Raw genomic sequence first — 24,388 nt, 5'->3', positions numbered from 1 at the left:
GGCCGTGCGCGGCAGGCCGGAATCAGCGCCGCGCAAGCAGGAAGCCCACCAGGGCGCCGACGGCCAGCGCGGCCCCGGCCACGCGCCATGGTTCATCGTGCGCATAGCGGTCGGCCGCAAGGGCGGCATCCTTGGCCTGGCGGGCCGCATCCTGCGCCGCGCGCACCGCGGATTCGCGCACGTTGTGCATGCCGTCGTCCAGACGCTGGCGCAGCAGCTTGATTTCAGGGACCGCGTCGAGATCCTTGTTGGCGAGAAGCCCCCGCAGATCAGAAACCAGCTTTTCCAGTTCGCCCTGGGTGGTGGTGGTGTCGGAAGCAGTCATACAAGCCTTTCTTGAAGCAACACAAAAAAATCAATCATCCCTGCCGGAACAGGACTCGGGTTCATCTTAGCCACCTGCCCCCGCCCCGCTTCGTAGGACGGCGACGCAAGAGGTTACGGATTGCAAATGGTTTGCCGCAGATCAGACCAGCGTGGCTACATGGTCCGCAATGGCCAGGGCGCTTGTCAAGCCGGGGGATTCGATGCCAAACAGGTTCACCAGGCCCGAGACGCCGTGCACCGCGGGCCCCTGGATCATGAAGTCCGCCGCGGGTTCCCCGGGGCCATGGATCTTGGGGCGCATGCCCGCATAGCCGGGCGCCAGCGCTCCGTCGCGCAGCGCGGGCCAGTACTTGCGGACCTCGGCGTAGAACGCGTCCCCGCGTGCGGGGTCGACCAGCAGGTCGTCCGGCGAATCAACCCACTGCACGTCGGGGCCGAACTTGGCCTGCCCGCCCAGATCCAGCGTCAGGTGCACGCCCAGGCCGGCAGCCTCGGGCACGGGGTAGATCAAGCGGCTGAAGGGTGCCTTGCCAGACAGCGTGAAATAGCTGCCCTTGGCGTAGTGGGCATGGGGCACATGATCCGCTCCCAGCCCCGCAAAGCGGCGGGCCAGCCCGGGGGCGTGCAGCCCTGCGGCATTGACCACGGTACGGGCTCGCAAACGCGTGCCATCAGACGCTACCAAATCAATAGCATTCTGCGCGCATTCCGCTTGCGCCAGGGGCGAATTGAGGGCCACGAGTCCCCCCGCATGCTCCAGGTCGCCCTGCAGCGCGAGCATCAAGGCGTGGCTGTCCACGATACCAGTACTGGGCGAAAACAATGCAGCGACACATTCCAGCGCGGGCTCCAGCGCCTGCGCTTCCTGGCGGCCGAGCCAGCGCAGATCCGGCACGCCGTTGGCTTGCGCCCGTGCCTGGATGGACTCAAGACCAGGCAGCTGCCCCGACGAGGTTGCCACCAGGAGCTTGCCGCAGCGGCGGTGGGGCACGCCACGCTCGGCGCAGTAGGCATACAGCATGTCCCGGCCTTGGACGCACAGCCGCGCTTTCAGCGACCCGGTGGGGTAGTACAGCCCGGCATGGATGACCTCGCTGTTGCGCGAACTGATGCCGGTGCCTATCGCATCCGCGGATTCCAGCACCATGACCTCGCGGCCCCGCAGCGCCAGGGCCCGGGCCACGGCCAGGCCGACCACGCCCGCCCCCACCACCACACAGTCGACTACATCCGCCATTCGCTCGCCCTCGTCCTTGCCCTTCGGTGCTCAGCCTTGCTCGAAGCCGTCGAGCACATTGACGGCATTGGTTCCCAGCTCGGCCGCCGCGTAGCCACCTTCGAGAACGAAGACAGCGGGCAGTCCCAGGCGTGCGAGGCGCGCGCCCAGCCGGGTGAAATCGGACGAGGCGAGTGCGAAGCGGGAAATGGGGTCGCCCTCGAACGCGTCGAGCCCCAGCGAGACCACAAGGGCATCGGCCCCGTGGCTGGCGATCCGCGCACAGGCACTTTCCAGCGCATCGAACCAGGCGGCGGCGCTGGTGCCTGCCGGCAGCGGCAGGTTCAGATTGAAGCCCGTGCCCTCTCCTGTCCCGGTTTCGTCCGCATGGCCCAGGTAAAAGGGGTATTCCGTGCGCGGGTCGCCATGCATGCTGATGAACAGCACGTCGGAGCGGTCGTAGAAGATGCTTTGCGTGCCATTGCCATGGTGATAGTCGACATCCAGCAGGGCCACGCGCCGGGCGCCCTCGTTGCGCAATACCTGCACCGCCACGGCGGCGTTGTTCAGGAAGCAGTAGCCCCCCATGAAGTCCGGGCCGGCATGGTGGCCTGGCGGGCGTGTGCAGCAAAACGCCGCGCCCACACCCCGCGCCACCCGGGTGGCGGCACTGGCGGCCGCATCCGCGCCTGCCTTGGCCGCCGCCCAGGTGCCGGGGGCCATGGGCGTGCCGTTGTCCATGGAGTACAGGCCAAGCCGCGCCACGAAGTTCTCCGGCTCCAGATCGCTGCGCAGGGTGCGCACGGGCCACACGGATGGAAAAGGCTGCACATCGGCGTTCGCGGGGTCCAGCGCCATCCATTGCTGCCAGGCCGTCTGCAGGAAGGCCAGATAGCGCTGCGCATGCACCTGGGACAGCACGGGCCCGCTGTCCACATCCGGCGCCGTGAGGCCGTGGCCCCGCGCGCGCAGTGCCTCTTCGACATAGTCCACGCGCGCAGGCTTCTCGAAGCAGGGAACGCGTTCGCCGCGAAAGAATTCGTGGGTGGGAGCGTGTCCCTGGTGCAGCGGGTTGTGAAAGGTGATCATGGGTCAGGCGTGTCGGCAAAGGAAGCCCGTGGCAGGCCAGGGTGGCCTTCCCGCGGGGCAGTCCCGCCATGGACTCGAGGCTGACACTGTAGCCGCTTTGCGGCGCCCGGCCGCCAAATGGGCCCTGGAGGCCCCGGCCCATGAAAAAACCCCTGCAGACCAGAGATCTGCAGGGGTTGAATTGGTGGGTGATACATGGATCGAACATGTGACCCCTGCCGTGTGAAGGCAGTGCTCTACCGCTGAGCTAATCACCCGTCGCTGGCACCCTGAACAGGGTGTGTCGCGAGGCCGTCAACAAACGTGGTGGGTGATACATGGATCGAACATGTGACCCCTGCCGTGTGAAGGCAGTGCTCTACCGCTGAGCTAATCACCCGTGTCGCTGTGACAGCCTTCTATTATGGCACAGCTTTTCAAGCTGCCTGGACAGTTCTCCAAATTGTTTTGCCTCCGCTGGCCTTGTCGATCTGCGCCAGCACTTCGGCATGGGCCGTCTGCTCCTGCTCGCTGGCGCGCAGCACGGGCAGGCTCAGCAGCCGCAGGTCGATGGCGGCCACCTTCAGGCCGTCGCTGCCTTCCTGCGCATCATCGGCGATGAGCAGGGCATCCTGGCCACGGGTCAGGTTGATGTAGACATCGGCCAGCAGCTCGGCATCCAGCAGCGCCCCGTGCAGGGTGCGGCCGGAGTTGTCCACGCCCAGCCGGTCGCACAGGGCATCGAGCGAATTGCGCTTGCCCGGGTACATCTCCTTGGCCATGGCGAGCGTGTCGGTCACGCTCTCCACGTACGTGCGAAAGCCCGGGCGTCCCGTCAGTTCCAGCTCCTTGTTCAGGAAGCCCACGTCGAACGCCGCGTTGTGGATGATGATCTCGGCCCCCTGCAGGTACTGCAGGATCTCGTCCGCCACCTCGGCGAACCTGGGCTTGTCCTTCAGGAACTCGTTGCTGATGCCGTGCACCTTCAGCGCATCTTCATGGCTGTCGCGGCCCGGATTGAAGTACAGGTGCAGGTTGTTGCCGGTGAGCTTGCGGTTGAGCAGCTCCACGCAGCCCAGTTCAATGATGCGGTCCCCGCTGTCGGCCGAAAGGCCGGTGGTTTCGGTGTCGAGAACGATCTGGCGGGTCATACGCGCCCCCACGCTCGGCACTTCGTGTCCTCGCTGCCCCCCAAGGGGGCGCCAGCTTGCCTGGGGCGGCCCGGCGCTGCGCTCATCTAGTGGTTCTCCTTGGCATGGTTGATCGTGTACTTGGGAATTTCCACGGTCAGATCGGTTTGCGCCAGGATGGCCTGGCACGACAGGCGCGATTGTGGCTCCAGGCCCCAGGCGCGGTCGAGCAGGTCTTCTTCCTCTTCCTCGGCCTCGTTGAGCGAGTTCAGCCCCTGGCGCACGATGACGTGGCAGGTGGTGCAGGCACAGCTCATGTCGCAGGCGTGCTCGATGTTGATGTGGTTGTCGAGCAGGGCTTCGCAGATCGACGTGCCGGCGGGCGCGGTGATTTCGGCCCCCTGGGGACAGTATTCGGGATGGGGAAGGATCTTGATGACGGGCATGGGGTGTGGGCTCTTATTGCTTCTTGTCCGGGGCTTACAAGGTCTGCACGTTCTTGCCAGCCAGCGCCTGCTGGATGCCACGGTTCATGCGCTGCGCGGCGAAGGCTTCCGTGCCCTTGGCCAGTGCATCGGTGGCGGCTTCGATGACGGCGGCATCCTGCGCATCCCGCTGGTGGCGCAATGCCACCATCAGCGCATCGATCTCGGCGCGCTCCCGGGTGGAGAGGACATCGCCGTCGGCATCGAGGGCACTCTGGGTGGCGATCAGCATGCGGTCCGCGTCCACGCGGGCCTCGACCACCGCGCGGGCCTTCATGTCCTGGGCAGCCGTGGCAAAGCCGTCCTGCAGCATGCGCGCAATCTGGTCGTCCGACAGGCCATAGGAGGGCTTCACGTCGATGCGAGCCTCCACGCCACTGCCCTGCTCCCTGGCGCTCACGCTCAGCAGGCCGTCGGCATCGACGGTGAAGGTCACGCGGATGCGCGCCGCGCCCGCGGCCATGGGCGGAATACCGCGCAGCTCGAAGCGCGCGAGGCTGCGGCAGTCCTGCACCAGGTCGCGCTCGCCCTGCACCACATGCACCGCCAGCGCTGTCTGGCCGTCCTTGTAGGTGGTGAAGTCCTGCGCCTTGGCGGTGGGAATGGTCTCGTTGCGCGCGACGATGCGCTCCACGAGGCCTCCCATGGTTTCGATGCCCAGCGACAGCGGAATCACGTCCAGCAGCAGCAGGTCGCCCGCCGTGTTGTTGCCCGCCAGCTGGTTGGCCTGGATGGCGGCACCCAGCGCAACGACTTCGTCGGGGTTGAGGTTGGTCAGTGGCTCCTTGCCAAAGAAGGCGGCCACCGCCTGCCGCACCTGCGGCATGCGGGTGGAGCCGCCCACCATCACCACGCCCTTCACCTCGTCACGCCCCAGATGGGCGTCCCGCAGCGCGCGGCGCACCGCCGCCATGGAGCGCGCGGTCAGTTCGGCCGTGATGGCCTCGAAGTCCGATTTCTTGACATCGAAATGCACGCCACCGCTTGACAGATGTGCGCTGAATGCTACTGAATCTATAGCAGTCAAGGCTTCCTTGCAGGCGCGTGCCGCCATGCGCACCGCCGACTTGTCCGCCGGGGTGACGGCCTGAAGGCCCAGTTGCTGCAGCACCCAGTCCGCCAGGGCCGCATCGTAGTCGTCGCCGCCCAGCGCGGAATCGCCGCCCGTGGCGATGACCTCGAACACGCCCTGCGTCAGGCGCAGGATGGAGATGTCGAAGGTGCCGCCGCCCAGGTCGTACACCGCGTAGACCCCCTCGCTCGCATTGTCCAGGCCGTAGGCAATGGCTGCGGCCGTCGGCTCGTTGATGAGGCGCAGCAGGTGGATGCCCGCCAGCTTGGCCGCGTCCTTGGTGGCCTGCCGCTGGGCGTCGTCGAAGTAGGCGGGCACGGTGATGACGGCACCGTAGAGGTCGTCATTGAAGGTGTCCTCGGCCCGGTAGCGCAGCGTCGCCAGGATTTCGGCACTGACCTCGACGGGCGACTTGTTGCCGTCCACCGTCGCGAGGCTGACCATGCCCTGCTCCCCCGCCTCGCTGGCGGGAACAAAGTCGTAGGGCAGCTTGCCCGCCTCCGCCACGTCTTTCAGGCCCCGCCCCATGAAGCGCTTGGCCGAGGCGATGGTGTTGCGCGCATCCTGGGCCTGCGCGGCCACGGCGTCGTATCCGATCTGGCGTCCACCCTTTTCCAGGTACCGCACGACCGAGGGCAACAGCACCCTGCCCTGCGCATCGGGCAGGCATTCGGACACGCCATTGCGCACGGCGGCGACCAGGGAGTGGGTGGTGCCCAGGTCAATGCCGACGGCAATGCGCCGCTGGTGCGGATCGGGGGATTGGCCGGGTTCGGAAATCTGCAGAAGCGCCATGAAATTTCGGGTCTCAACGTGGTGGAGTCCGCCGCCATACGAACGGGGCCCCAGGGGGAAAGCAAAACCGCTCTATTGTCCCAGTTGCTCTCGGCGGCGTTCAATGTCGTCCGCAAATCGCGCAATGAACATGAGGGCTCTGACCTGCCGGGCGGCACCCGCGTAGTCCTGCTGCTGGTCGATGAGTTGCTCGCACTGCGCCAGCGCGGCACGGCGGGCCTGGGCGACGCCATCCTCGAGCGCATCGAGTTCGCTCTCGGCGCGGGCATCTTCCAGCGCCTCGCGCCACTCCATCTGCTGCATGAGGAACGCCGCCGGCATGGCCGTGTTGTCCTCGGCGCGGATCGGGGCCCCGTGCAGCTCGCACAGGTAGGCGGCGCGGCGCTGGGGATCCTTCAGGCGCTGGTAGGCCTCGTTGATGCGCACCGACCATTGCATGGCCACGCGCTGCGCGGCCGCGCCCTGCGCCGCGAACTTGTCGGGATGTGCTTCGCGCTGCAGCTCTTTCCAGCGCGCATCGATGGCGCCACGGTCCTGCGCGAAACGGCGCTCGAGGCCAAACAGTTCAAAGTCGTCGGATTGCAGGTTCATGCACAGGTCGCGAGGTGCGGGTCAACAAAAAACCGCCAGCACGGAGAGCGCGTTGGCGGTTTCACGAAAAAAGCGTCGGCAGGCGCTCAAACGCGGAAGCTCTCTCCGCAACCGCAGCGGTCCCGCTCGTTGGGGTTGTTGAACTTGAAGCCTTCATTGAGGCCTTCGCGCACGAAGTCGAGTTCGGTACCGTCGATATAGGCCAGGCTCTTGGGATCGATCAGCACCTTGACGCCGTGGTTTTCAAACACGATGTCTTCGGGCTCGGAATCGTCCACATACTCCAGCTTGTAGGCAAGCCCCGAACAGCCGGTCGTCTTGACACCCAGGCGCACCCCCAGCCCCTTGCCGCGCCGGGCAAGATAGCGGTTGACGTGCCGGGCAGCGGCTTCTGTCAGCGTAATGGCCATATCTCTCACTCAAGCAGCGGTGGCGGCTGCCGCGTGCTTGGTCTTGTAGTCGAGCACGGCGGCCTTGATGGCGTCTTCCGCCAGGATGGAGCAGTGGATCTTGACGGGCGGCAGGGCCAGCTCCTCGGCGATCTCGCTGTTTTTCAGCGCCGCTGCTTCATCCAGCGTCTTGCCCTTGACCCATTCGGTCACCAGCGACGAGGAGGCAATGGCGGAGCCGCAACCGTAGGTCTTGAAACGCGCATCTTCGATCACGCCGGTTTCGGGGTTCACCTTGATCTGCAGCTTCATCACGTCGCCGCAGGCAGGCGCACCCACCATGCCGGTGCCCACCGAATCGTCGCCCTTGTCGAACGAACCCACGTTGCGGGGGTTTTCGTAATGGTCAACCACTTTGTCTGAGTAAGCCATGATGTGTACCTCTTCAATTCTTCGAAATTCCGGGATTCAGTGCGCAGCCCACTGGATGGTGCTGATGTCGATGCCGTCCTTGTACATCTCCCACAGCGGGCTCAGCTCACGCAGGCGGGCCACGTTCTCGCGGATGGTGGAGATCGCGTAGTCGATCTCTTCCTCGGTCGTGAAGCGGCCAATGGTCATGCGCAGGCTGCTGTGCGCCAGTTCGTCGCTGCGGCCCAGGGCGCGCAGCACATAGCTGGGCTCCAGGCTGGCGGACGTGCAGGCCGAACCCGACGACACGGCCAGGCCCTTGATGCCCATGATGAGCGATTCACCTTCCACGAAGTTGAAGCTCATGTTCAGGTTCTGCGGCACGCGGCGCTCCATGCTGCCGTTGATGAACACCTGCTCGATGTCCTTCAGGCCATCGAGCAGACGCTGCTGCAGCGCGTGCGCCTTGGCGTTGGACTCGGCCATTTCTTCCTTGGCGATGCGGAAGGCCTCGCCCATGCCCACGATCTGGTGCGTGGGCAAGGTGCCCGAGCGCATGCCGCGCTCGTGGCCGCCGCCGTGCATCTGCGCTTCCAGCCGAACGCGGGGCTTGCGGCGCACATACAGCGCGCCCACGCCCTTGGGGCCGTAGGTCTTGTGCGCGGTCATGCTCATCAAGTCGACGGGCAGGGTGTTCATGTCGATCTCGACGCGGCCCGTGGCCTGCGCGGCATCCACGTGCAGCAGGATGCCCTTTTCCCGGCACAGCGCGCCAATGGCGGGAATGTCCTGGATCACCCCGATCTCGTTGTTCACGAACAGGATGCTGATCAGCACGGTGTCGGGGCGGATGGCGGCCTTCAGGGCGTCCATATTGACCAGGCCGTCTTCCTGGACGTCCAGGTAGGTGGCCTCGAAGCCCTGGCGCTCCAGCTCGCGCATGGTGTCCAGCACGGCCTTGTGCTCGGTCTTGAGCGTGATGAGGTGCTTGCCCTTGCCCTTGTAGAACTGCGCGGCGCCCTTCAAGGCCAGGTTGATGGACTCCGTGGCGCCGCTGGTCCAGACGATTTCACGCGGATCCGCGCCAATCAGATCCGCCACCTGCACGCGCGCCTTCTCGACAGCTTCCTCCGCCTCCCAGCCCCAGGCGTGGCTGCGCGATGCCGGGTTGCCGAAGTGCTCGCGCAACCAGGGAATCATGGCGTCCACCACGCGGGGGTCCACCGGGGTCGTGGCGCCGTAGTCGAGATAGATGGGGAAGTGCGGGGTCATGTCCATGGCTGGCTCAGTGATAGTTGCTGGCTGGCAAGCTAAAAATAAGAAACGAAACGATGCTTGAAAACTCGTTCAGGGCGCTGCCGACCCCAGGGCCGGCAGGGGAGCCCCGGGTATCAGGATTTCGCGAAGACGTTGCCCAGTGCGAACACCGAATTGGGCGCGTTGACACGGATGGGCTTGACCACCGGGGTCGTCGAAATCGCCCGGCGCACCACCGGCTTGTCTTCGATCTGCACGCCCTTGGCCAGCTGTTCATCCACCAGCTTTTGCAGCGTGACGGAATCGAGGAACTCCACCATGCGCTGGTTGAGCGATGCCCACAGCTCGTGCGTCATGCAGCGGCCCGCTTCGCCCAGGCAATTTTCCTTGCCGCCGCATTGCGTGGCATCAATGGGTTCGTCCACCGAAACGATGATGTCCGCCACCGTGATATCGCCTGCCTTGCGGGCCAACGTGTAGCCGCCGCCAGGACCACGGGTAGACTCGACCAGTTCGTGGCGGCGCAGCTTGCCAAAAAGCTGCTCCAGGTACGACAGCGAAATCTGCTGGCGCTGGCTGATCGCGGCCAGCGTGACGGGACCATTGTTCTGGCGCAGGGCCAGGTCAATCATGGCGGTGACCGCAAACCGGCCTTTGGTTGTGAGACGCATCGCAAGCTCCTTGTGCTAAGGCTTGTTCGTTGTAGAAACCGCCTTCGCTGGCTGATGGCCAGCAAGGCACCGTCTCCGCCCCTTACTCCGCACAGTTGCCTGGCACGGAGCCCTTCATCGCTGGGCTTTTTTCTTGAGTATTTTGTGCAAGTATAACACAAATCCCTATCGAATTTGTCGGGTTAAAAAACCAACCGGTCGTCATTTGACCTGTGGTGTATTTGCCCGGTCTTCGACATGCCCTCACAAGGCCACCGAATCGCTGCCATGCGCGCCAAATGCCTGGTCCTTGAGACGCGTGAGCTGGTCGCGCACCCGGGCAGCCTGCTCGAATTCCAGGTTGCGCGCATGCTCGAGCATGAGCTTTTCGAGCCGCTTGATTTCGCGCGCCACATCCTTTTCGGACATGTCCTCCACCTTGGCGCGCTGCATGGCTTCCTGCTCCAGCCGCTCGGCGTCCTTGCCGGCTTTCTCGCTGTAGACGCCGTCAATCAGGTCTCTTACCCGCTTGACAATGCTGCGCGGAGTGATTCCGTGGGCCTCGTTGTGTGCGATCTGTTTGATGCGGCGGCGTTCCGTCTCGCCCATGGCTTTTTTCATGGAATCGGTGATGCGGTCGGCATAGAGGATGGCCCGCCCGTTCAGATTCCGCGCCGCGCGGCCAATGGTCTGGATGAGGCTGCGCTCGGCCCGCAGGAAGCCCTCCTTGTCGGCATCCAGGATGGCCACGAGGGACACTTCGGGAATGTCGAGCCCCTCGCGCAGCAGGTTGATCCCCACCAGCACGTCAAACGCGCCCAGGCGCAGGTCGCGGATGATCTCCACGCGCTCGACCGTGTCCACGTCGCTGTGCAGGTAGCGGACCTTCACACCGTTGTCCGTCAGGTAGTCGGTGAGCTGCTCCGCCATGCGCTTGGTCAACGTGGTAATGAGTACACGTTCGCGCTTTTCCACGCGAATGCGTATTTCCTGAAGCACATCATCCACCTGATGGGTGGCGGGCCGCACCTCCACTTCGGGATCCACCAGGCCGGTGGGCCGCACCACCTGGTCGACGATCTGGCCGGAATGGGTGCGCTCGTAGTCTGCCGGCGTGGCGGTGACAAAGATCACCTGCCGCATGCGCTGCTCGAACTCCTCGAACTTGAGCGGGCGGTTGTCCAGCGCCGACGGCAGGCGAAAGCCGTACTCCACCAGCGTGGTCTTGCGCGAGCGGTCGCCGCTGTACATGGCATTGAGCTGGCCGATCATCTGGTGGCTCTCGTCCAGGAACATCAGCGCGTCCTTGGGCATGTAGTCGGTCAGCGTGCTCGGCGGGTCGCCCGGCGCGGCGCCCGACAGGTGGCGCGTGTAGTTCTCGATGCCCTTGCAGTGCCCTACTTCGCTGAGCATCTCCAGGTCGAAGCGCGTGCGCTGCTCCAGGCGCTGCGCCTCCACCAGCTTGCCGTCGGCCAGCAACTGCTTGAGGCGCTCGGCCAGTTCGAGCTTGATGGTCTCCACGGCGGCCAGCACCTTGTCGCGCGGCGTCACGTAGTGGCTGCTCGGGTAGACCGTGAAGCGCGGGATCTTCTGCTTGACGCGGCCCGTGAGCGGATCGAACAGCTGCAGGCTCTCCACTTCGTCATCGAACAGCTCGATGCGGATGGCCAGCTCCGAATGCTCGGCCGGGAACACGTCGATGGTGTCGCCCCGCACGCGGAACTTGCCGCGTGAAAAGTCCGCCTCGTTGCGCTGGTACTGCATGCGGATCAGCTGGGCGATCACGTCGCGCTGGCCCAGCTTGTCGCCGGTGCGCAGCGTCATCACCATGCGGTGATAGCTCTCGGGTTCGCCGATGCCATAGATGGCCGACACCGTGGCCACGATGACCACGTCGGTTCGCTCCATCAGGCTCTTGGTGCACGACAGGCGCATCTGCTCGATGTGCTCGTTGATGGCGCTGTCCTTCTCGATGAACAGGTCGCGCTGGGGCACATAGGCCTCGGGCTGGTAGTAGTCGTAGTAGCTCACGAAGTACTCCACGGCGTTCTTGGGGAAGAACTCGCGGAACTCGCTGTACAGCTGCGCGGCCAAGGTCTTGTTGGGCGCGAACACGATGGCCGGGCGCCCCATGCGGGCAATGACGTTGGCCATGGTGAAGGTCTTGCCCGAGCCCGTCACCCCGAGCAGGGTCTGGAAGGCCTCGCCATCGCGCAGTCCGTCCACCAGCTTGTTGATGGCCTCCGGCTGGTCTCCCGCCGGCGGATAGGGCTGGAACAATTCAAAGGGGGAATCGGGGAAACGGACGAATTCGCCGTCTTGCTTTTCCGTTATGACCTGTGTGATATCCGGCATGGGTGCAGTCAACGAGTGGGAGGGGCAGGCCGTTAAAATCGGCGGAACCCGGCACAGTACACCACGCCCGGATTCTTCGCTACTGACAACCTTTCAAGGATTTTCATGTCTCTTTTCACCGCCGTCGAAATGGCCCCCCGCGACCCCATCCTGGGCCTCAACGAGCAATTCAACGCCGACACCAACCCCAACAAGGTCAACCTGGGCGTGGGCGTGTACTTCGACGACAACGGCAAGCTGCCCCTGCTGCAGTGCGTGCAGGCCGCGGAAAAGACCATGATGTCCACCCCCACGGCCCGTGGCTACCTGCCCATCGACGGCATCGTGGCCTATGACAACGCCGTCAAGAGCCTGGTGTTCGGTGCCGACAGCGAACCCGTGACCTCCGGCCGCGTGGCCACCGTGCAGGCCATCGGCGGCACCGGAGGCCTCAAGATCGGCGCCGACTTCCTGAAGAAGGTCAGCCCCAATGCCAAGGTGCTGATCTCGGACCCCAGCTGGGAAAACCACCGCGCCCTGTTCACCAACGCCGGCTTCGAGGTCGATACCTACGCCTACTACGACGCTGCCAAGCGCGGCGTGAACTTCGAAGGTTTCCTGGCCAGCCTGAACGCAGCCGCACCCGGCACCATCGTCGTGCTGCACGCCTGCTGCCACAACCCCACCGGCTACGACATCACGGCCGCCCAGTGGGACCAGGTGATCGCCGCCGTCAAGGCCAGGGGCCTGACGCCTTTCCTCGATATGGCCTACCAGGGCTTCGGCCACGGCATCGCGGAAGACGGCGCCGTGATCGGCAAGTTCGTGGCCGCCGGCCTGACCTTCTTTGTTTCCACCTCGTTCTCCAAGAGCTTCAGCCTGTACGGCGAGCGCGTGGGTGGCCTGTCCGTGCTGTGCACCGACAAGGAAGAAGCCTCCCGCGTGCTGAGCCAGCTCAAGATCGTCATCCGCACCAACTACTCCAACCCACCCATCCACGGTGGCGCGGTGGTGGCCGCGGTGCTGAACAACCCCGAGCTGCGCGCGATGTGGGAAAAGGAACTGGCCGAAATGCGCGTGCGCATCAAGGCCATGCGCCAGAAGCTGGTCGATGGCCTCAAGGCCGCCGGTGTGAAGCAGGACATGAGCTTCATCACCACCCAGATCGGCATGTTCAGCTACTCGGGCCTGACCAAGGACCAGATGGTGCGCCTGCGCAATGAGTTCGGCGTGTACGGCACCGACACCGGCCGCATGTGCGTCGCAGCCCTGAACAGCAAGAACATCGACTACGTCTGCCAGGCGATCGCCAAAGTGATGTAACCCCCTGCGGCGCTGACGCGCCTTCCCCCTTCCTCTCGAATTGCTGCGCAATTCGGGAAGGGGGACGCAGCCAGCGCACGCAAGAGGAGCGCCGCTATGCAGCTTGGGCGGCCCTTGCGCGGCTACCTCGCATTGGCTGCGCTTGTTCAAAGGACAGTGGCGATACGCAATTCGGTGAATACCCCCTTGATGAACCCTGGCGCTGATCTTCAGAGCCGCTTTGTGAGCGAAGCGCTCCAGAACCCGTACAACGCGGTCCTTCTGGAGCGTTTGCCGCTTCTGGGCCTGCCGGATGCCTGGCTGGTGGCGGGCTGCCTGTTCCAGACGGTGTGGAACCTGCGCTCCGGCCTGGAGCCCACGGCGCGCATCAAGGACTACGACCTGTTCTATTTCGATGCGCCGGACCTGTCCGAGGCCGCCGAACAGGCCGTGCAGGCCCGCGTCACCGCCCTCTTCGCCGACCTGCCGATCACCGTGGAAGCCAAGAACCAGGCCCGGGTGCACCTCTGGTACGAACGCTGGTTCGGCTACCCGTATGCGCCGCTGCAATCGGCGCGCAACGGGATCGAGCGCTTTCTGGTGCCCTGCACCTGCGTGGGCTTGCAGCCTGCATCCGGCCCTGGCATGGAGGAGCCCACGCTGTACGCGCCCTATGGGCTTGAAGAGCTGTATGCCGGACTGATGCGCCCCAACCCGGCGTGCCCGCACCTCCCGCTGTTCCAGGCCAAGGCCGAAAGCTACCGCGAACGCTGGCCGTGGCTGACAGTCCGGGCGGATGACCTGCCGAGCTGATCGGCGCCGCACAGGGTTTTCAATTCATTTTGGCCTCTGGCGCTTGATCCATAAGTGCTACCAGCTATAAAAATAGAAGCAGACCACCACAGGCGAGGCGCCCATCACCCCCACAGCACCGACCGCATCGAGATCGACGCCGACTGGTAGCCCGTGTTGAAGAAACGGGGCATCTCGCTGGGCAACACGGCCCCCGCCGCATACAGCAGCGGCAGATAGTGCTCGTGTGTGGGGTGCGCCTGTTTGGCCACGGCGCCCAGTTTCTGGAAGTCCTGCAGGGCGCCCAGCTGGCCTTTCTTGATCTGCTCCTGCACCACGGTGTCGAACTCGGCGGCCCAGTCGTACGCCTCGTTGGCGGCCGTGCCACGGCGCGTGAGACGCAGGTTGTGCACCACGTTGCCGCTGCCCACGATCAGCACGCCGCGCTCGCGCAGCGCCTTCAATTGCTGGCCCAGCGCGTAGTGTTCGGCCGGGGCGCGGCTGTAGTCCATGCTCAGCTGCAGCACGGGGATCTGCGCCTTGGGAAACATGGGCTTGAGCACCGACCAGGTGCCGTGGTCCAGGCCCCATTCACCTTCATCCACGCCCAATGCGCCGCCCGTCGCGGGCGACTTCAGTTCAGCCGCCAGGCTGCGCGCCACCTGCGGCGCACCGGGCGCGGGGTATTGCTGGTCGAACAGCGCCTGGGGAAAACCGCCGAAGTCGTGGATGGTCTTGGGATTGGCCATGCCAGTCAGCTGCCAGCCGCCGCGCGTGAGCCAATGGGCCGACACACACAGGATGAGCTGCGGCTGCACGGCGCGCGCCGTCAACTCCGCGCCCATGGCCTGCCAGCTGCGGCGCCAGGCGTTGTCCTCGATGGCGTTCATGGGGCTGCCGTGGCCCACGAACAGCACCGGCATGCGGGGCGAGGGCTTGAGCGCCTGCAGCGCCGGCGCGGTGGCGGCGCTGCTCAGGGACGTGGTCATGAATGCTCCCGGAAAGGCGGCCAAGCCCGTGAGGGCGGCCAAAGAGGTTCTGCGTTGCATGGGTCAGGGAGCGTAACAAATTATGTATAACGCAGGGAGTGAGCCCGCGCGCCCCCTGAAGTTCCGGCGCCGCGCCTTCCGTTCAAGACCACGACACCGAGACAACCCCCAACCCATGACCACCGCCCTGCCCCAGCCCCTGCGCAACGTCCGCGTCCTGAGCCTCGCGCTCAACCTGCCCGGCCCCGCCGCCCTGATGCGCTGCGCGCGCATGGGGGCCGAATGCACCAAGCTCGAACCCCCGCCCGCCCCCGGCCATCCCAGTGCGGACCCCATGGGCATCTACAGCCCGGCGGCCTATGCCACGCTGCACGGCGGCGTGCGCGTGGTGCATGCCCACCTCAAGACCGCCGAAGGCCAGGCGACGCTGCATGCGGAACTGGCCCGCACCGATGTGCTGATCACCTCCTTCCGCCCCTCGGCCCTGGCCAAGCTGGGCCTGGGCTGGGAGGCGCTGCAGTCGAAATACCCGCGCCTGTCGCTGGTGCGCATCGTGGGCGCGGCGGCCGAGCGGGCCGAGGAGCCCGGCCACGACCTCACCTACCTGGCCGACGCCGGGCTGGTGACCGGCACCGAGATGCCGCCCACGCTGTACGCCGACATGGGCGGCGCCCTGATGGCCAGCGAGGCCGTGCTGCAGGCCCTGCTGGAGCGCGCCCACACCGGCAGCGGCGTGTGCATCGAAGTGGCGCTGGCCGATGCCGCCGCCTGGCTGGCCCAGCCGCGCGACTGGGGCCTGACCACGCCCGAGGGCGACGTGGGCGGCAACCACGCGGGCTACCGCATCTACCCCTGCGCCGACGGCCGCGTGGCGGTGGCCGCGCTGGAACCCCACTTCGCCGCGCGCCTGTGCGCCGCTGCGGGGCTGCCAGCCTCCGGCGACCCGGGCCAGCTGCGCGCGCCCGCCACGCACCAGGCCGTGGGGAACTTCCTGCACGGCCAGACCCGCGCGCAGCTGGACGCGCTCGCCACCGCCCAGGACATTCCCCTGCACACCCTCGCCTGAGAACCCGTTTTCACCGATGCACAAGCAAGGCACCGTCATCCGCTGGGATGCCACACGCGCCTTCGGTTTCATCCGCAGCCCGGACACCTCGGCCGATGTGTTCTTTCATGTGCGGGACTACCAAGGCAGCGCCGCGCCCCGCGAGGGCCTGGCCGTGGTGTATGAAGAAATCCATGTGGGCGGCAAGGGGCCCAGGGCAATGGCCGTGCAGCCTGCCGCGCACCCGGGTGCCACCGCCCAGCCCCGCCCATCGGTCACGGCGCCGCCGACAGCCGCTGCGCGCCCGGCACGGCGCACACCGGCGCAGCGGGCCGCCCGGCCCCAGGTTCGACGCCATCGGCGCACCGCGGATGCCAGCGGCCCGCCCACCCCGGCGGGCCCGGCCTTGGTGCTGATGCTGGGCTGGGCGGCCCTGCTGGCCTGGGGCTTCTGGGCCGGCCAGCTCCCCTGGTGGGTGCTGGGCGCTGCCATGGCCGTCAACCTCCTGACCTTCCTGGTCTACGCCATCGACAAGAGCGCCGCGCAAAACGGCCAGTGGCGCACCAGAGAGAGCCACCTGCATCTGCTGGGCTTGGCGGGCGGCTGGCCGGGCGCATGGTTCGCCCAGCAGTGGCTGCGGCACAAGTCCCGCAAGCTGGAGTTTCGCGCGGTCTACTGGGCCACCGTGGTGCTCCACTGCGCGGCGCTCGGGGCCTGGCTGGGCGGATGGCTGCGCTAGGCAGAGCTGCAAAGAACCGTCAATTTTGATAGCTGCTTGCGCTGGATGGATCTGCGCCAGAGGCTATTTTCCCCCATATTTCCTGCTGCGTCCCAAAGGGTGCTGACGCGCAGAGTGCCCGCTGGCCTACACCACGCACCGGGGGGAGGGGTTTCAATCGAAAAGGTCTGAAACACCTCGGGAGATGCCCATGAAACCCCTCGTTCTTGATTCCACCATGACCAACATGGGCGGCGTTTTCTACCCCACGGGCCATGTATTCGCCCTCTTCCCCGACGAAGACTGCGTGCGCCAGGCCGCCACGGCCCTGCAGGGCGCTGGCCACGCGGGCGAGATCGCCTACGCCAGCCCCGAGGTCATCCTGCAGGAGATCGTGCACACCCTGGGCACGGCCGACGCACCCCTGCCGTCGGTGGGCGCCGAGGGCGACATGGTGCGCCGCATCGCCGACCTGGCCGGCACGGGACACCACGGCATGCTGGTGCACATGGCCGACAAGGACAACACCGAGCGGCTGGTGGGCGCCATCGCACCGGAAGGCGCGGTAGCGGCTTTCTACTACCGCACGTTCATCATCGAGGATCTCATCACGCCCCCGGCCAAGGACGACGCCCCACAATCGGTACTGGTGGGCACCCACGCGGCACCCTGACGGGGCCCGGCCCTTTCCAGGGGCCCGGACGCCGCGAAGCGGCCCGGCGCGCAGACCAGCGCGCCGGGCCGCTGTCTTTTGGGAACGCGCCTTCGCAGCCCCCGCCGCCAGCCCGGGGCTGCGCGCCGCAATGCCATGCTTTGCATGCAGGGGCGACCTGATCGCTATATAGTGCAAAGCACCGCACCGGCGGGCTGTCCGACGCCTTGCCGAAGCCTGTGCCAGCGCCACCGGGATGCATGCCCCGCCCTGTGCCGCCGGCGCTGACGCAGCCCCCAGGAAGCGGCCCGGCAACCAACTTGGCGAACAGGCGGGAGAACAGTCCATGGATGTTGTGTTGCAGCCAGACGAGCGAAGACCCGTGCAGCTGACATTGCGGCTCACCTGGCCCTTCATCGTGATGGTGCTGCTGCTGGCCGCCTGCGCCACCGCCAGCCTGTACGTGCTGTCCACCGTGCGCGGTTTCGTCGCCGGCGAAAGCCTGTGGACGAAGGGGCAGAAGGATGCCATCTATTACCTGGGCCAGTACGCGGCCAATGGCTCGCCCCAGGCATTCGCGCTGTTCACGCAGGCCATCGATATTCCGCTGGGAGACCGGGCGGCCCGCCTGGCCCTGCAACCCGGGCAGGTGCAGGTCGATCTGGCACGCGAGGGTTTCCTGCGCGGGGGCAACCATCCGCAGGACATCGACGGACTCATCTGGCTGCTGCGCTACCTCCACCATTTCGACATCGTTCAAAAGCCGATCCAGCATTGGCTGGTGGGAGACGAATACATCAATGCGCTGCGCGACCTGTCCCACGAGATCCGCCACGATACCGAGCTGGGTTCGGTGGACGACGATACCCGCGCGCAGTGGCAAACCGCCATCCGCGACATCAATGCGGGAGTCACCCCCGCCGCCCGCGCCTTCAGCGAGGCCCTGGGAGACAGCTCGCGCCGCATCGTGGCGTTGCTGATGTGGACCAACATGGGCATCGCGGCCACCCTGATCCTGCTGACCCTGTGGCACACCCACACCCTGCTGGCGCAGCGCCGGCGCGTGGAGCAGGCGCTCAGCGCGGAGCGCGAGCAGGCACGCACCACGCTCACCGCCATCGGCGACGGGGTGGTGACGACCAACATCCATGGCGAAGTGATGTACATGAACCCGGCGGCGGAGCATCTGCTGGCCTGCAGCGCCCAGCAGGCCGTGGGAAAACCGCTGGACGAGGCCCTGAAGTTCGATGGCGAAGACCCCCGGCCCCAGGCCGCCGGGACGCTCATCGAGCAGATACTGCGGCAGGGCAGCCACGGCGCCGCGAACGCGGGCGGCGCAAGGAGCGCCAAGGGAACGCAGGACGACATCAACCGCACCATCGTGCGCCCCGGCCAGACCGTCGTGCCGGTGAAGCTGGTGGGTTCGCCCATCCAGCACCAGGGCACCGTGACCGGCGCGGTGCTGGTACTGCACGACGTCACGCGCGAACAGCACTACGTGGAACAGCTCTCCTGGCAGGCCAGCCACGACGCGCTCACGGGCCTGGTCAACCGGCGCGAGTTCGAGCACCGGCTCGAGGCCTTGCTCAGCCGCCCGCGCCAGCCGGGCCGCGAGGGCTCCTTGCTCTACGTGGACATGGACCAGTTCAAGCTCATCAACGACACCTGCGGCCACCAGGCGGGCGACGAGATGCTGCGCGAGGTCTGCCGCATGCTGCAAAGCCACCTGCGCGAGGGCGACACGCTGGCGCGGCTGGGCGGGGACGAGTTCGGCATCCTGCTCAAGGACTGCCCCGCCGGGCCCTCGGCGCGCATCGCCGAGCAGCTGCGCCAGGCTGGCCAGGACCTGCGGCTGGCATGGGAGGGCCAGCACCTCACGACCGGCCTCTCCATCGGCATGGTGCAGCTCATCCCCGCGCTCACGTCCATACAGGAAGCGATGCGCGTGGCCGACATGGCCTGCTACCGCGCCAAGGAGGGCGGCCGCAACCGGGTGTTCATCTACCAGCCCGAGGACATCGAGATGACCCGGCGCGAAGGCGACATGGACTGGGTGCGGCGCCTGCGCCTGGCGCTGGAGCACGACCGCTTCCAGCTGCACGCGCAGGCCATCGGCGCGCTGCAGGTCCACGCTGAAGAGGGTTTGCACATGGAGGTGCTGCTGCGGCTGCGCGAGGAAGACGGCCAGCTCGTGGCGCCCGGCACCTTCATCCCGGCCGCCGAGCACTACGGAATGATGCCCTCCATCGACCGCTGGGTGATCCGGCACACGCTGCAGGCGCTGGCGCTACACCAGCGCACGCCGGGCGCCCTGCCGCTGCACACCTGCGCCATCAACCTGTCGGGCACCAGCCTGGGCGACGACAGCCTGCTCAAGTACATCCGCACCACCCTCACCGAATCCGGCCTGGACCCCGCACTGCTGTGCTTCGAGATCACCGAGACCAGCGCCATCTCGCACCTGCCCAACGCCGTGCGCCTGATGAAGGAGCTGCAGCAGCTGGGCTGCCGGTTCGCGCTGGACGACTTCGGCGCGGGCATGTCGTCCTTCACCTATCTCAAGCACCTGCCGGTCAACTACCTCAAGATCGACGGCGCCTTCGTGAAGGACATGCTGCAGGACCCCACCAGCCGCGCCATGGTGGAAATGATCCACCGCATCGGCCATGTGATGGGCAAGCAGACCATCGCCGAGTTCGCCGAGAGCGCCGCCATCGTGGACGCGCTGCGGCTCATCGGCGTGGACTATGCCCAGGGCTACGCGGTGGCGCGGCCCCTTCCGCTGGGCGAGTGCCTGGGCCAGGCGGTACCGCCGGCGGGTGGCGCCGCGCTCCCCGACGCGCGGCACGCCGCCTGAGGTCCGCTGCCAGGCGCCCCGGCACGACGGCGCCGCTGGCCAGCACCACGCCGGGGACCACCAGCGCCAGTGCCGCCCAGGCACTGCGCTGCGGCACCTCTCCCAGCAGCCAGGCCGCGCCCAGCGCCGTGAGCACGGGCACCAGCGCGGCGGACAGCGCCGCGCGGGCGGCACCCAGCCGTGCAATGGCCACCGTGTAGGCCACCAGCCCCAGCACACCGGCCATCACACCCTGCCCCAGCGCCTGGAAGGCCACGTCGGTCCAGGGTGCCGTCACCAGGCGCGGGGCACCCCAGACAATCACCACGGGCACCAGCAGCACCGCAGATCCCAGGTTCACCAGGGCGGCCCCCTGCCAGGGCGACAGGCCACAGCCCCGAAACGCCAGCGTGTAGGCGGCCCACAGCACGGCCGCCAGCACAAACAGCAGATCCCCGCGCCAGGACGCCAGGCCATCGCGCCACACCCCCAGGCCCAGCGCCGCCACGCCCAGCGCCATCAGCACCAGGCCCAGCACGCGCAGGCGCCCCAGCCTGTCGCCCTGCACCAGCCGCCCGCCCAGCGCCACGAACAGCGGCATGCAGCCGGCCATGAAGATGCCCATGTGCGCCGCCGGCGCCCAGCGTGCCCCCGCCAGCACCAGCAGGCCAAAGGGCAGCCCGCCCCCCAGCACCAGCAGGGCCAGCCGTCCCAGGGACATCGCGGCGGGCCATCCGGTGCGCCGGCACCACAGCGGGGCCAGCACCAGCGCGGGAACGCCATAGCGCAGCACGGCCAGCTCCACCGGCCCGAGCGACGTGGTGACGCCGTGGCGCGTGACGATCTGCCAGCCGCTGCCCACAAGGGCCGCTGCCAGCGCGGCCAGCACCCCGATGGCCAGGTTCCGGGCCGGCGATGCAGGCCGCGCGTGAAAAATGCGAGAAATGGAAAACGCAGAAGAGGACATGGCGCCAGTCTCGCGCCCATGGCCCCGGCGGGATATCAGAATCCTGCGCTTCGCGCGGCCGCGGGCTTGGCAGGCTTTCGCGGGGTCTACCCGCCCCGCCCCTGCAGCGCGGACCGCGCCTGCGCCAGCGTCACGCCCACCTCGGCGCGAAAGACAGCGCCCAGGTGGCTCTGGCTGCAGTACCCCAGGTCGTGCGCCAGCGCGGCCAGGTCCGATTCACCCGCCTCCAGCCGCTGCAGCGCGGCCGCCATCCGCAGGCGCTGGCGGTAGCCGTGCAGGCCCAGGCCCAGATGCCGCCGAAACAGGTGGGCGAGGTGAAACGCCGAGCAGCCGGCCGCGTCCGCCGCATCCTGCAGGGACCACCGCTCGCCATCGGCCAGGGCCACCCGTTGGGCCATGAAGCGCCGCGCGCGCCCTACCGTCCGCGGCGCCGAATGCGGCGGCGTGCCCTGCAGCACATTGAACGCCGCGCCCCCGGCGGGCAGCGGGCGCCCATCGGCCAGCGCCCGCCAGTGCATGCGCAGGCGCCACAGCAGGCGCGGCGTGAGCATGCGCACGCGCGGCGACAGGTTGTTCTGGTTGCCCGGGGCGCCCACCGGCCCATTCCCCTTCGTGCTCACCACGATGCTGGTCTGCGGCGTGGGCTGCAGGGGCCGCATCTGGTAGGGCAGCCCCTGCGGCAAACCCAGGGCCGTCAGGCCGTCGAGCAGGACCACCTGCCCTGCCATCTGGAACTCGGACAGCCCGTCCATGGGCAGCACCCAGCGCCCGGAGGCTGCTTCGTAGGTCGCGCTCCACCGCACGGGCGCGGCATGCTTGAGAACCCGCTCGACCTTCCATGCGGCGCCGGCGTGCAGCAGGATGCGTTGCTGGGGCATGGCGGGTGTGGCGCGCGTGGCGGCCCGCCTAGCGGGCCTTCTTGAATGCCTTGCCGCTCTTGCCGCCGCCGGGCGCGGTGGCGCCCCCTGTCACGCGCGGTGGCAGGCCGGTGTGCTGGGTCAGGATGCGGCCCTTGGTGGGCTGCTGCACGCTGCGCGATGCGGGCACCACGGCAGCCTTGCCGCCGGTGGGGGTGGAATTCTTGCGCCGGGCGCTCTGGTAGCCGCCATCGGTCAGCGGCTGGAAGGTCGGGATCAGGTGGTGCTTGCCGTTGCCAATGAGGTCAGCCCGGCCCATGGCCTTGAGCGCATCGCGCAGCAGGGGCCAGTTGTTCGGGTCGTGGTAGCGCAGGAAGGCCTTGTGCAGGCGGCGGCGCTTTTCGCCACGCACGATGTCCACGGTCTCGCTCTCGCGCGTGATCTTGCGCAGCGGGTTCTTGTTGCTGTGGTACATGGCCGTGGCCGTGGCCATGGGGCTCGGGTAGAAGGTCTGCACCTGGTCGGCGCGAAAACCGTTCTTCTTGAGCCAGATGGCGAGGTTCATCATGTCCTCGTCGCTGGTGCCAGGGTGCGCGGCGATGAAATAGGGGATCAGGAACTGCTTCTTGCCCGCCTCTTCGCTGAACTTCTCGAACATCTGCTTGAACTTGTCATAGCTGCCGATGCCCGGCTTCATCATCTTGGTCAGCGGGCCCTGCTCGGTGTGCTCGGGCGCGATCTTGAGGTAGCCGCCCACGTGGTGCTGCACGAGTTCCTTCACGTACTCGGGCGACTTCACGGCCAGGTCGTAGCGCAGGCCCGAGCCGATGAGGATCTTCTTGATGCCCTTGAGCGCGCGGCCCCGGCGGTAGATCTTGATCAGCGGGTCGTGGTTGGTGCCCAGGTTGGAGCAGATGCCCGGGTACACGCAGCTGGGCTTGCGGCAGGCGGCCTCGATTTCGGGGCTCTTGCAGCCCAGGCGGTACATGTTGGCCGTGGGGCCGCCCAGATCGCTGATGGTGCCGGTGAAGCCCTTGACCTTGTCGCGGATGTCTTCGATCTCCTGGATGATGGAATCCTCGGAACGGCTCTGGATGATGCGGCCCTCGTGCTCGGTGATCGAGCAGAAGGTGCAGCCGCCAAAGCAGCCACGCATGATGTTGATCGAGAACCGGATCATCTCCCACGCGGGGATCTTGGTCGCGCCGTCGTGGCTGCCGTTCTCGTCGGCATAGCTCGGGTGCGGGCCGCGCGCGTAGTGCAGGTCGAACACGTGGTCCATCTCGGCCGTGGTCAGCGGGATGGGCGGTGGGTTGATCCATACGTCGCGGGCGGTGGCACCCTCGCCGTGCGCCTGCACCAGCGCGCGGGCGTTTCCGGGGTTGGTCTCCAGGTGCAGCACGCGGTTGGCATGGGCGTACAGCACCGGGTCGCTCTTGACCTGCTCGTAGCTGGGCAGGCGGATCACGCTCCTGTCGCGCGGCGGCACCTTGAGCTTCGCCTTGAGCGCCGGGTTGGCCACGAACAGCATGGGCTGGATGGCGGGGTTGGGTTCAGCCGACTGAAGGTCTTTTTGGCCTCCAGCGCTTGATGGATCTGCGCCAACAGCTACAGAATCAGGAGCATCCTCCTTGCTGCAGGTGGTGCCCTGCGCCGCCGCCTGCTCGCTGGTCGTCATGTAGGGGTTGACGTGGGCCTCCACGCGCCCGGGCTCGTCCACGCTGGTGGAATCGATCTCGAACCAGCCCTTGCCGCTCTCGTCGTCGGGCCGGCGCACGAAGGCCGTGCCACGCACATCGGTGATCTGCTCGACCGGCTCGCGCGCGGCGATGCGGTGCGCCACCTCGACCAGGGCGCGCTCGGCGTTGCCGTACAGCAGCAGGTCGCACTTGCTGTCCACCACGATGGAGCGGCGCACCTTGTCGCTCCAGTAGTCGTAGTGCGCGATGCGGCGCAGGCTGCCTTCGATGCCGCCCAGGATGATGGGCACGTCCTTGAACGCCTCGCGGCAGCGCTGGCTGTAAACGATGGCCGCGCGGTCGGGGCGCTTGCCGCCAATGTCGCCGGGCGTGTAGGCGTCGTCGCTGCGGATCTTCCGGTCGGCCGTGTACCGGTTGATCATCGAGTCCATGTTGCCCGCCGTCACGCCCCAGAACAGGTTGGGCTTGCCCAGCACCTTGAAGGGCTCGGCGCTTTGCCAGTCGGGCTGGGCGATGATGCCCACGCGAAAGCCCTGGGCCTCCAGCGTGCGGCCGATCACGGCCATGCCGAAGCTCGGGTGGTCCACATACGCATCGCCCGTCACCAGGATGATGTCGCAGCTGTCCCAGCCCAGCTTGTCCATCTCGGCGCGGCTCATCGGCAAGAACGGGGCCGTGCCAAAGCGCTTGGCCCAGTACGGGCGGTAGCTGGTCAATGGCTTTGCGGCACGCGCAAAAAAGGAGACGTCGACGGGGGCGTTCATTCAGATGGGGAGCGCGGCCAGCCCATGTGCGGATGGGGCCT

21 protein-coding genes, 2 tRNA genes and 1 pseudogene are annotated in these 24,388 nt (G+C 66.9%); 6 read left to right on the top strand and 18 right to left on the bottom strand.

Annotated features, from left to right (window positions below):
• Positions 1-22: 22 nt before the first annotated feature.
• From ACAM51_RS00380 to uvrB, 14 genes are all read right to left on the bottom strand, one after another.
• Complete coding sequence (locus ACAM51_RS00380) at positions 23-325, bottom strand: DUF883 family protein (RefSeq protein WP_010458410.1); 303 nt, start codon at positions 323-325, stop codon at positions 23-25.
• Between the two features lie 141 nt (positions 326-466).
• Positions 467-1,564, bottom strand: coding sequence for an NAD(P)/FAD-dependent oxidoreductase (locus ACAM51_RS00375; protein WP_369642400.1), 1,098 nt, complete (start codon positions 1,562-1,564; stop codon positions 467-469).
• A 30-nt stretch (positions 1,565-1,594) separates the two neighbouring features.
• On the bottom strand, positions 1,595-2,632 hold the full coding sequence (locus tag ACAM51_RS00370) for a histone deacetylase family protein (protein ID WP_369642399.1): 1,038 nt from the start codon (positions 2,630-2,632) through the stop codon (positions 1,595-1,597).
• Between the two features lie 182 nt (positions 2,633-2,814).
• Positions 2,815-2,889: transfer RNA gene (locus ACAM51_RS00365), tRNA-Val, on the bottom strand.
• A 47-nt stretch (positions 2,890-2,936) separates the two neighbouring features.
• A tRNA-Val gene (locus tag ACAM51_RS00360) sits at positions 2,937-3,011 on the bottom strand.
• A 37-nt stretch (positions 3,012-3,048) separates the two neighbouring features.
• Positions 3,049-3,762 carry a DNA polymerase III subunit epsilon gene (gene dnaQ, locus ACAM51_RS00355; protein ID WP_218295115.1) on the bottom strand — a complete coding sequence of 238 codons (714 nt, stop codon included), beginning with the start codon at positions 3,760-3,762 and terminating at the stop codon, positions 3,049-3,051.
• A gap of 86 nt (positions 3,763-3,848) precedes the next feature.
• Complete coding sequence (fdx, locus tag ACAM51_RS00350; RefSeq protein WP_218295116.1) at positions 3,849-4,187, bottom strand: ISC system 2Fe-2S type ferredoxin; 339 nt, start codon at positions 4,185-4,187, stop codon at positions 3,849-3,851.
• A 34-nt stretch (positions 4,188-4,221) separates the two neighbouring features.
• On the bottom strand, positions 4,222-6,093 hold the full coding sequence (gene hscA, locus ACAM51_RS00345) for a Fe-S protein assembly chaperone HscA (RefSeq protein ID WP_369642398.1): 1,872 nt from the start codon (positions 6,091-6,093) through the stop codon (positions 4,222-4,224).
• Positions 6,094-6,165: 72 nt separating this feature from the next.
• Positions 6,166-6,684, bottom strand: a complete 519-nt coding sequence (gene hscB / locus ACAM51_RS00340; RefSeq protein ID WP_218295118.1) for a Fe-S protein assembly co-chaperone HscB — start codon at positions 6,682-6,684, stop codon at positions 6,166-6,168.
• A gap of 86 nt (positions 6,685-6,770) precedes the next feature.
• Positions 6,771-7,094: an iron-sulfur cluster assembly protein IscA gene (gene iscA, locus ACAM51_RS00335; protein WP_063459049.1), complete on the bottom strand. Its 324-nt coding sequence runs from the start codon at positions 7,092-7,094 to the stop codon at positions 6,771-6,773.
• Between the two features lie 9 nt (positions 7,095-7,103).
• Entirely contained in the window at positions 7,104-7,505 is a 402-nt protein-coding gene (iscU, locus tag ACAM51_RS00330) for a Fe-S cluster assembly scaffold IscU (protein ID WP_218295119.1), read from the bottom strand.
• Between the two features lie 36 nt (positions 7,506-7,541).
• On the bottom strand, positions 7,542-8,762 hold the full coding sequence (locus tag ACAM51_RS00325) for an IscS subfamily cysteine desulfurase (RefSeq protein ID WP_369642397.1): 1,221 nt from the start codon (positions 8,760-8,762) through the stop codon (positions 7,542-7,544).
• A 113-nt stretch (positions 8,763-8,875) separates the two neighbouring features.
• The gene (gene iscR / locus ACAM51_RS00320) at positions 8,876-9,412 is read right to left on the bottom strand and encodes a Fe-S cluster assembly transcriptional regulator IscR (RefSeq protein WP_015013980.1); all 537 of its coding nucleotides are present in this window, start codon (positions 9,410-9,412) and stop codon (positions 8,876-8,878) included.
• Positions 9,413-9,655: 243 nt separating this feature from the next.
• Positions 9,656-11,746 carry an excinuclease ABC subunit UvrB gene (gene uvrB / locus ACAM51_RS00315; RefSeq protein WP_369642396.1) on the bottom strand — a complete coding sequence of 697 codons (2,091 nt, stop codon included), beginning with the start codon at positions 11,744-11,746 and terminating at the stop codon, positions 9,656-9,658.
• A gap of 105 nt (positions 11,747-11,851) precedes the next feature.
• On the opposite strand from uvrB, the gene ACAM51_RS00310 reads away from it, so the two are divergent.
• Together ACAM51_RS00310 and ACAM51_RS00305 are read left to right on the top strand one after the other, a co-directional pair.
• The gene (locus ACAM51_RS00310) at positions 11,852-13,048 is read left to right on the top strand and encodes an amino acid aminotransferase (protein WP_218295121.1); all 1,197 of its coding nucleotides are present in this window, start codon (positions 11,852-11,854) and stop codon (positions 13,046-13,048) included.
• A gap of 189 nt (positions 13,049-13,237) precedes the next feature.
• Positions 13,238-13,840 (top strand): nucleotidyltransferase family protein, encoded by a 603-nt coding sequence (locus tag ACAM51_RS00305; protein ID WP_369642395.1) that lies wholly within the window; start codon positions 13,238-13,240, stop codon positions 13,838-13,840.
• A gap of 104 nt (positions 13,841-13,944) precedes the next feature.
• On the opposite strand, the gene ygiD is transcribed toward ACAM51_RS00305, so the two are convergent.
• The gene (gene ygiD / locus ACAM51_RS00300) at positions 13,945-14,850 is read right to left on the bottom strand and encodes a 4,5-DOPA dioxygenase extradiol (protein WP_369643900.1); all 906 of its coding nucleotides are present in this window, start codon (positions 14,848-14,850) and stop codon (positions 13,945-13,947) included.
• Between the two features lie 133 nt (positions 14,851-14,983).
• On the opposite strand from ygiD, the gene ACAM51_RS00295 reads away from it, so the two are divergent.
• The 4 genes and pseudogenes from ACAM51_RS00295 to ACAM51_RS00280 all read left to right on the top strand — a co-directional run.
• Positions 14,984-15,874 (top strand): CoA transferase, encoded by an 891-nt coding sequence (locus tag ACAM51_RS00295; RefSeq protein ID WP_369642394.1) that lies wholly within the window; start codon positions 14,984-14,986, stop codon positions 15,872-15,874.
• A 16-nt stretch (positions 15,875-15,890) separates the two neighbouring features.
• Entirely contained in the window at positions 15,891-16,592 is a 702-nt protein-coding gene (locus tag ACAM51_RS00290) for a DUF1294 domain-containing protein (RefSeq protein ID WP_369642393.1), read from the top strand.
• 190 nt (positions 16,593-16,782) lie between these two features.
• Positions 16,783-17,244 carry a hypothetical protein gene (locus ACAM51_RS00285; RefSeq protein ID WP_218295125.1) on the top strand — a complete coding sequence of 154 codons (462 nt, stop codon included), beginning with the start codon at positions 16,783-16,785 and terminating at the stop codon, positions 17,242-17,244.
• Between the two features lie 235 nt (positions 17,245-17,479).
• Positions 17,480-19,939, top strand: a pseudogene (locus ACAM51_RS00280) (EAL domain-containing protein); the annotation flags it as partial.
• Positions 19,940-19,955: 16 nt separating this feature from the next.
• On the opposite strand, the gene ACAM51_RS00275 reads toward ACAM51_RS00280, so the two are convergent.
• The 3 genes from ACAM51_RS00275 to ACAM51_RS00265 all read right to left on the bottom strand — a co-directional run bounded on the left by ACAM51_RS00275 (position 19,956) and on the right by ACAM51_RS00265 (position 24,347).
• Positions 19,956-21,026 (bottom strand): DMT family transporter, encoded by a 1,071-nt coding sequence (locus ACAM51_RS00275; RefSeq protein WP_369642392.1) that lies wholly within the window; start codon positions 21,024-21,026, stop codon positions 19,956-19,958.
• 86 nt (positions 21,027-21,112) lie between these two features.
• Positions 21,113-21,904: a helix-turn-helix transcriptional regulator gene (locus tag ACAM51_RS00270; RefSeq protein ID WP_369642391.1), complete on the bottom strand. Its 792-nt coding sequence runs from the start codon at positions 21,902-21,904 to the stop codon at positions 21,113-21,115.
• A 28-nt stretch (positions 21,905-21,932) separates the two neighbouring features.
• Positions 21,933-24,347 carry a YgiQ family radical SAM protein gene (locus ACAM51_RS00265; RefSeq protein ID WP_369642390.1) on the bottom strand — a complete coding sequence of 805 codons (2,415 nt, stop codon included), beginning with the start codon at positions 24,345-24,347 and terminating at the stop codon, positions 21,933-21,935.
• Positions 24,348-24,388 lie beyond the last annotated feature (41 nt).

Source organism: Acidovorax sp. A79 (genome assembly GCF_041154505.1).
Lineage (GTDB): Bacteria > Pseudomonadota > Gammaproteobacteria > Burkholderiales > Burkholderiaceae_C > Acidovorax.
Note: the sequence above shows the minus strand (reverse complement) of the source record. Positions and strands in the feature narration are given on the sequence as shown.

Coding starts and splice junctions, on each gene's coding strand:
- ACAM51_RS00380 (WP_010458410.1), bottom strand. CDS start 325: ATGACTGCTTCCGACACCACCACCACCCAGGGCGAACTGGAAAAGCTG.
- ACAM51_RS00375 (WP_369642400.1), bottom strand. CDS start 1,564: ATGGCGGATGTAGTCGACTGTGTGGTGGTGGGGGCGGGCGTGGTCGGC.
- ACAM51_RS00370 (WP_369642399.1), bottom strand. CDS start 2,632: ATGATCACCTTTCACAACCCGCTGCACCAGGGACACGCTCCCACCCAC.
- dnaQ (WP_218295115.1), bottom strand. CDS start 3,762: ATGACCCGCCAGATCGTTCTCGACACCGAAACCACCGGCCTTTCGGCC.
- fdx (WP_218295116.1), bottom strand. CDS start 4,187: ATGCCCGTCATCAAGATCCTTCCCCATCCCGAATACTGTCCCCAGGGG.
- hscA (WP_369642398.1), bottom strand. CDS start 6,093: ATGGCGCTTCTGCAGATTTCCGAACCCGGCCAATCCCCCGATCCGCAC.
- hscB (WP_218295118.1), bottom strand. CDS start 6,684: ATGAACCTGCAATCCGACGACTTTGAACTGTTTGGCCTCGAGCGCCGT.
- iscA (WP_063459049.1), bottom strand. CDS start 7,094: ATGGCCATTACGCTGACAGAAGCCGCTGCCCGGCACGTCAACCGCTAT.
- iscU (WP_218295119.1), bottom strand. CDS start 7,505: ATGGCTTACTCAGACAAAGTGGTTGACCATTACGAAAACCCCCGCAAC.
- ACAM51_RS00325 (WP_369642397.1), bottom strand. CDS start 8,762: ATGGACATGACCCCGCACTTCCCCATCTATCTCGACTACGGCGCCACG.
- iscR (WP_015013980.1), bottom strand. CDS start 9,412: ATGCGTCTCACAACCAAAGGCCGGTTTGCGGTCACCGCCATGATTGAC.
- uvrB (WP_369642396.1), bottom strand. CDS start 11,746: ATGCCGGATATCACACAGGTCATAACGGAAAAGCAAGACGGCGAATTC.
- ACAM51_RS00310 (WP_218295121.1), top strand. CDS start 11,852: ATGTCTCTTTTCACCGCCGTCGAAATGGCCCCCCGCGACCCCATCCTG.
- ACAM51_RS00305 (WP_369642395.1), top strand. CDS start 13,238: ATGAACCCTGGCGCTGATCTTCAGAGCCGCTTTGTGAGCGAAGCGCTC.
- ACAM51_RS00295 (WP_369642394.1), top strand. CDS start 14,984: ATGACCACCGCCCTGCCCCAGCCCCTGCGCAACGTCCGCGTCCTGAGC.
- ACAM51_RS00290 (WP_369642393.1), top strand. CDS start 15,891: ATGCACAAGCAAGGCACCGTCATCCGCTGGGATGCCACACGCGCCTTC.
- ACAM51_RS00285 (WP_218295125.1), top strand. CDS start 16,783: ATGAAACCCCTCGTTCTTGATTCCACCATGACCAACATGGGCGGCGTT.
- ACAM51_RS00275 (WP_369642392.1), bottom strand. CDS start 21,026: ATGTCCTCTTCTGCGTTTTCCATTTCTCGCATTTTTCACGCGCGGCCT.
- ACAM51_RS00270 (WP_369642391.1), bottom strand. CDS start 21,904: ATGCCCCAGCAACGCATCCTGCTGCACGCCGGCGCCGCATGGAAGGTC.
- ACAM51_RS00265 (WP_369642390.1), bottom strand. CDS start 24,347: ATGAACGCCCCCGTCGACGTCTCCTTTTTTGCGCGTGCCGCAAAGCCA.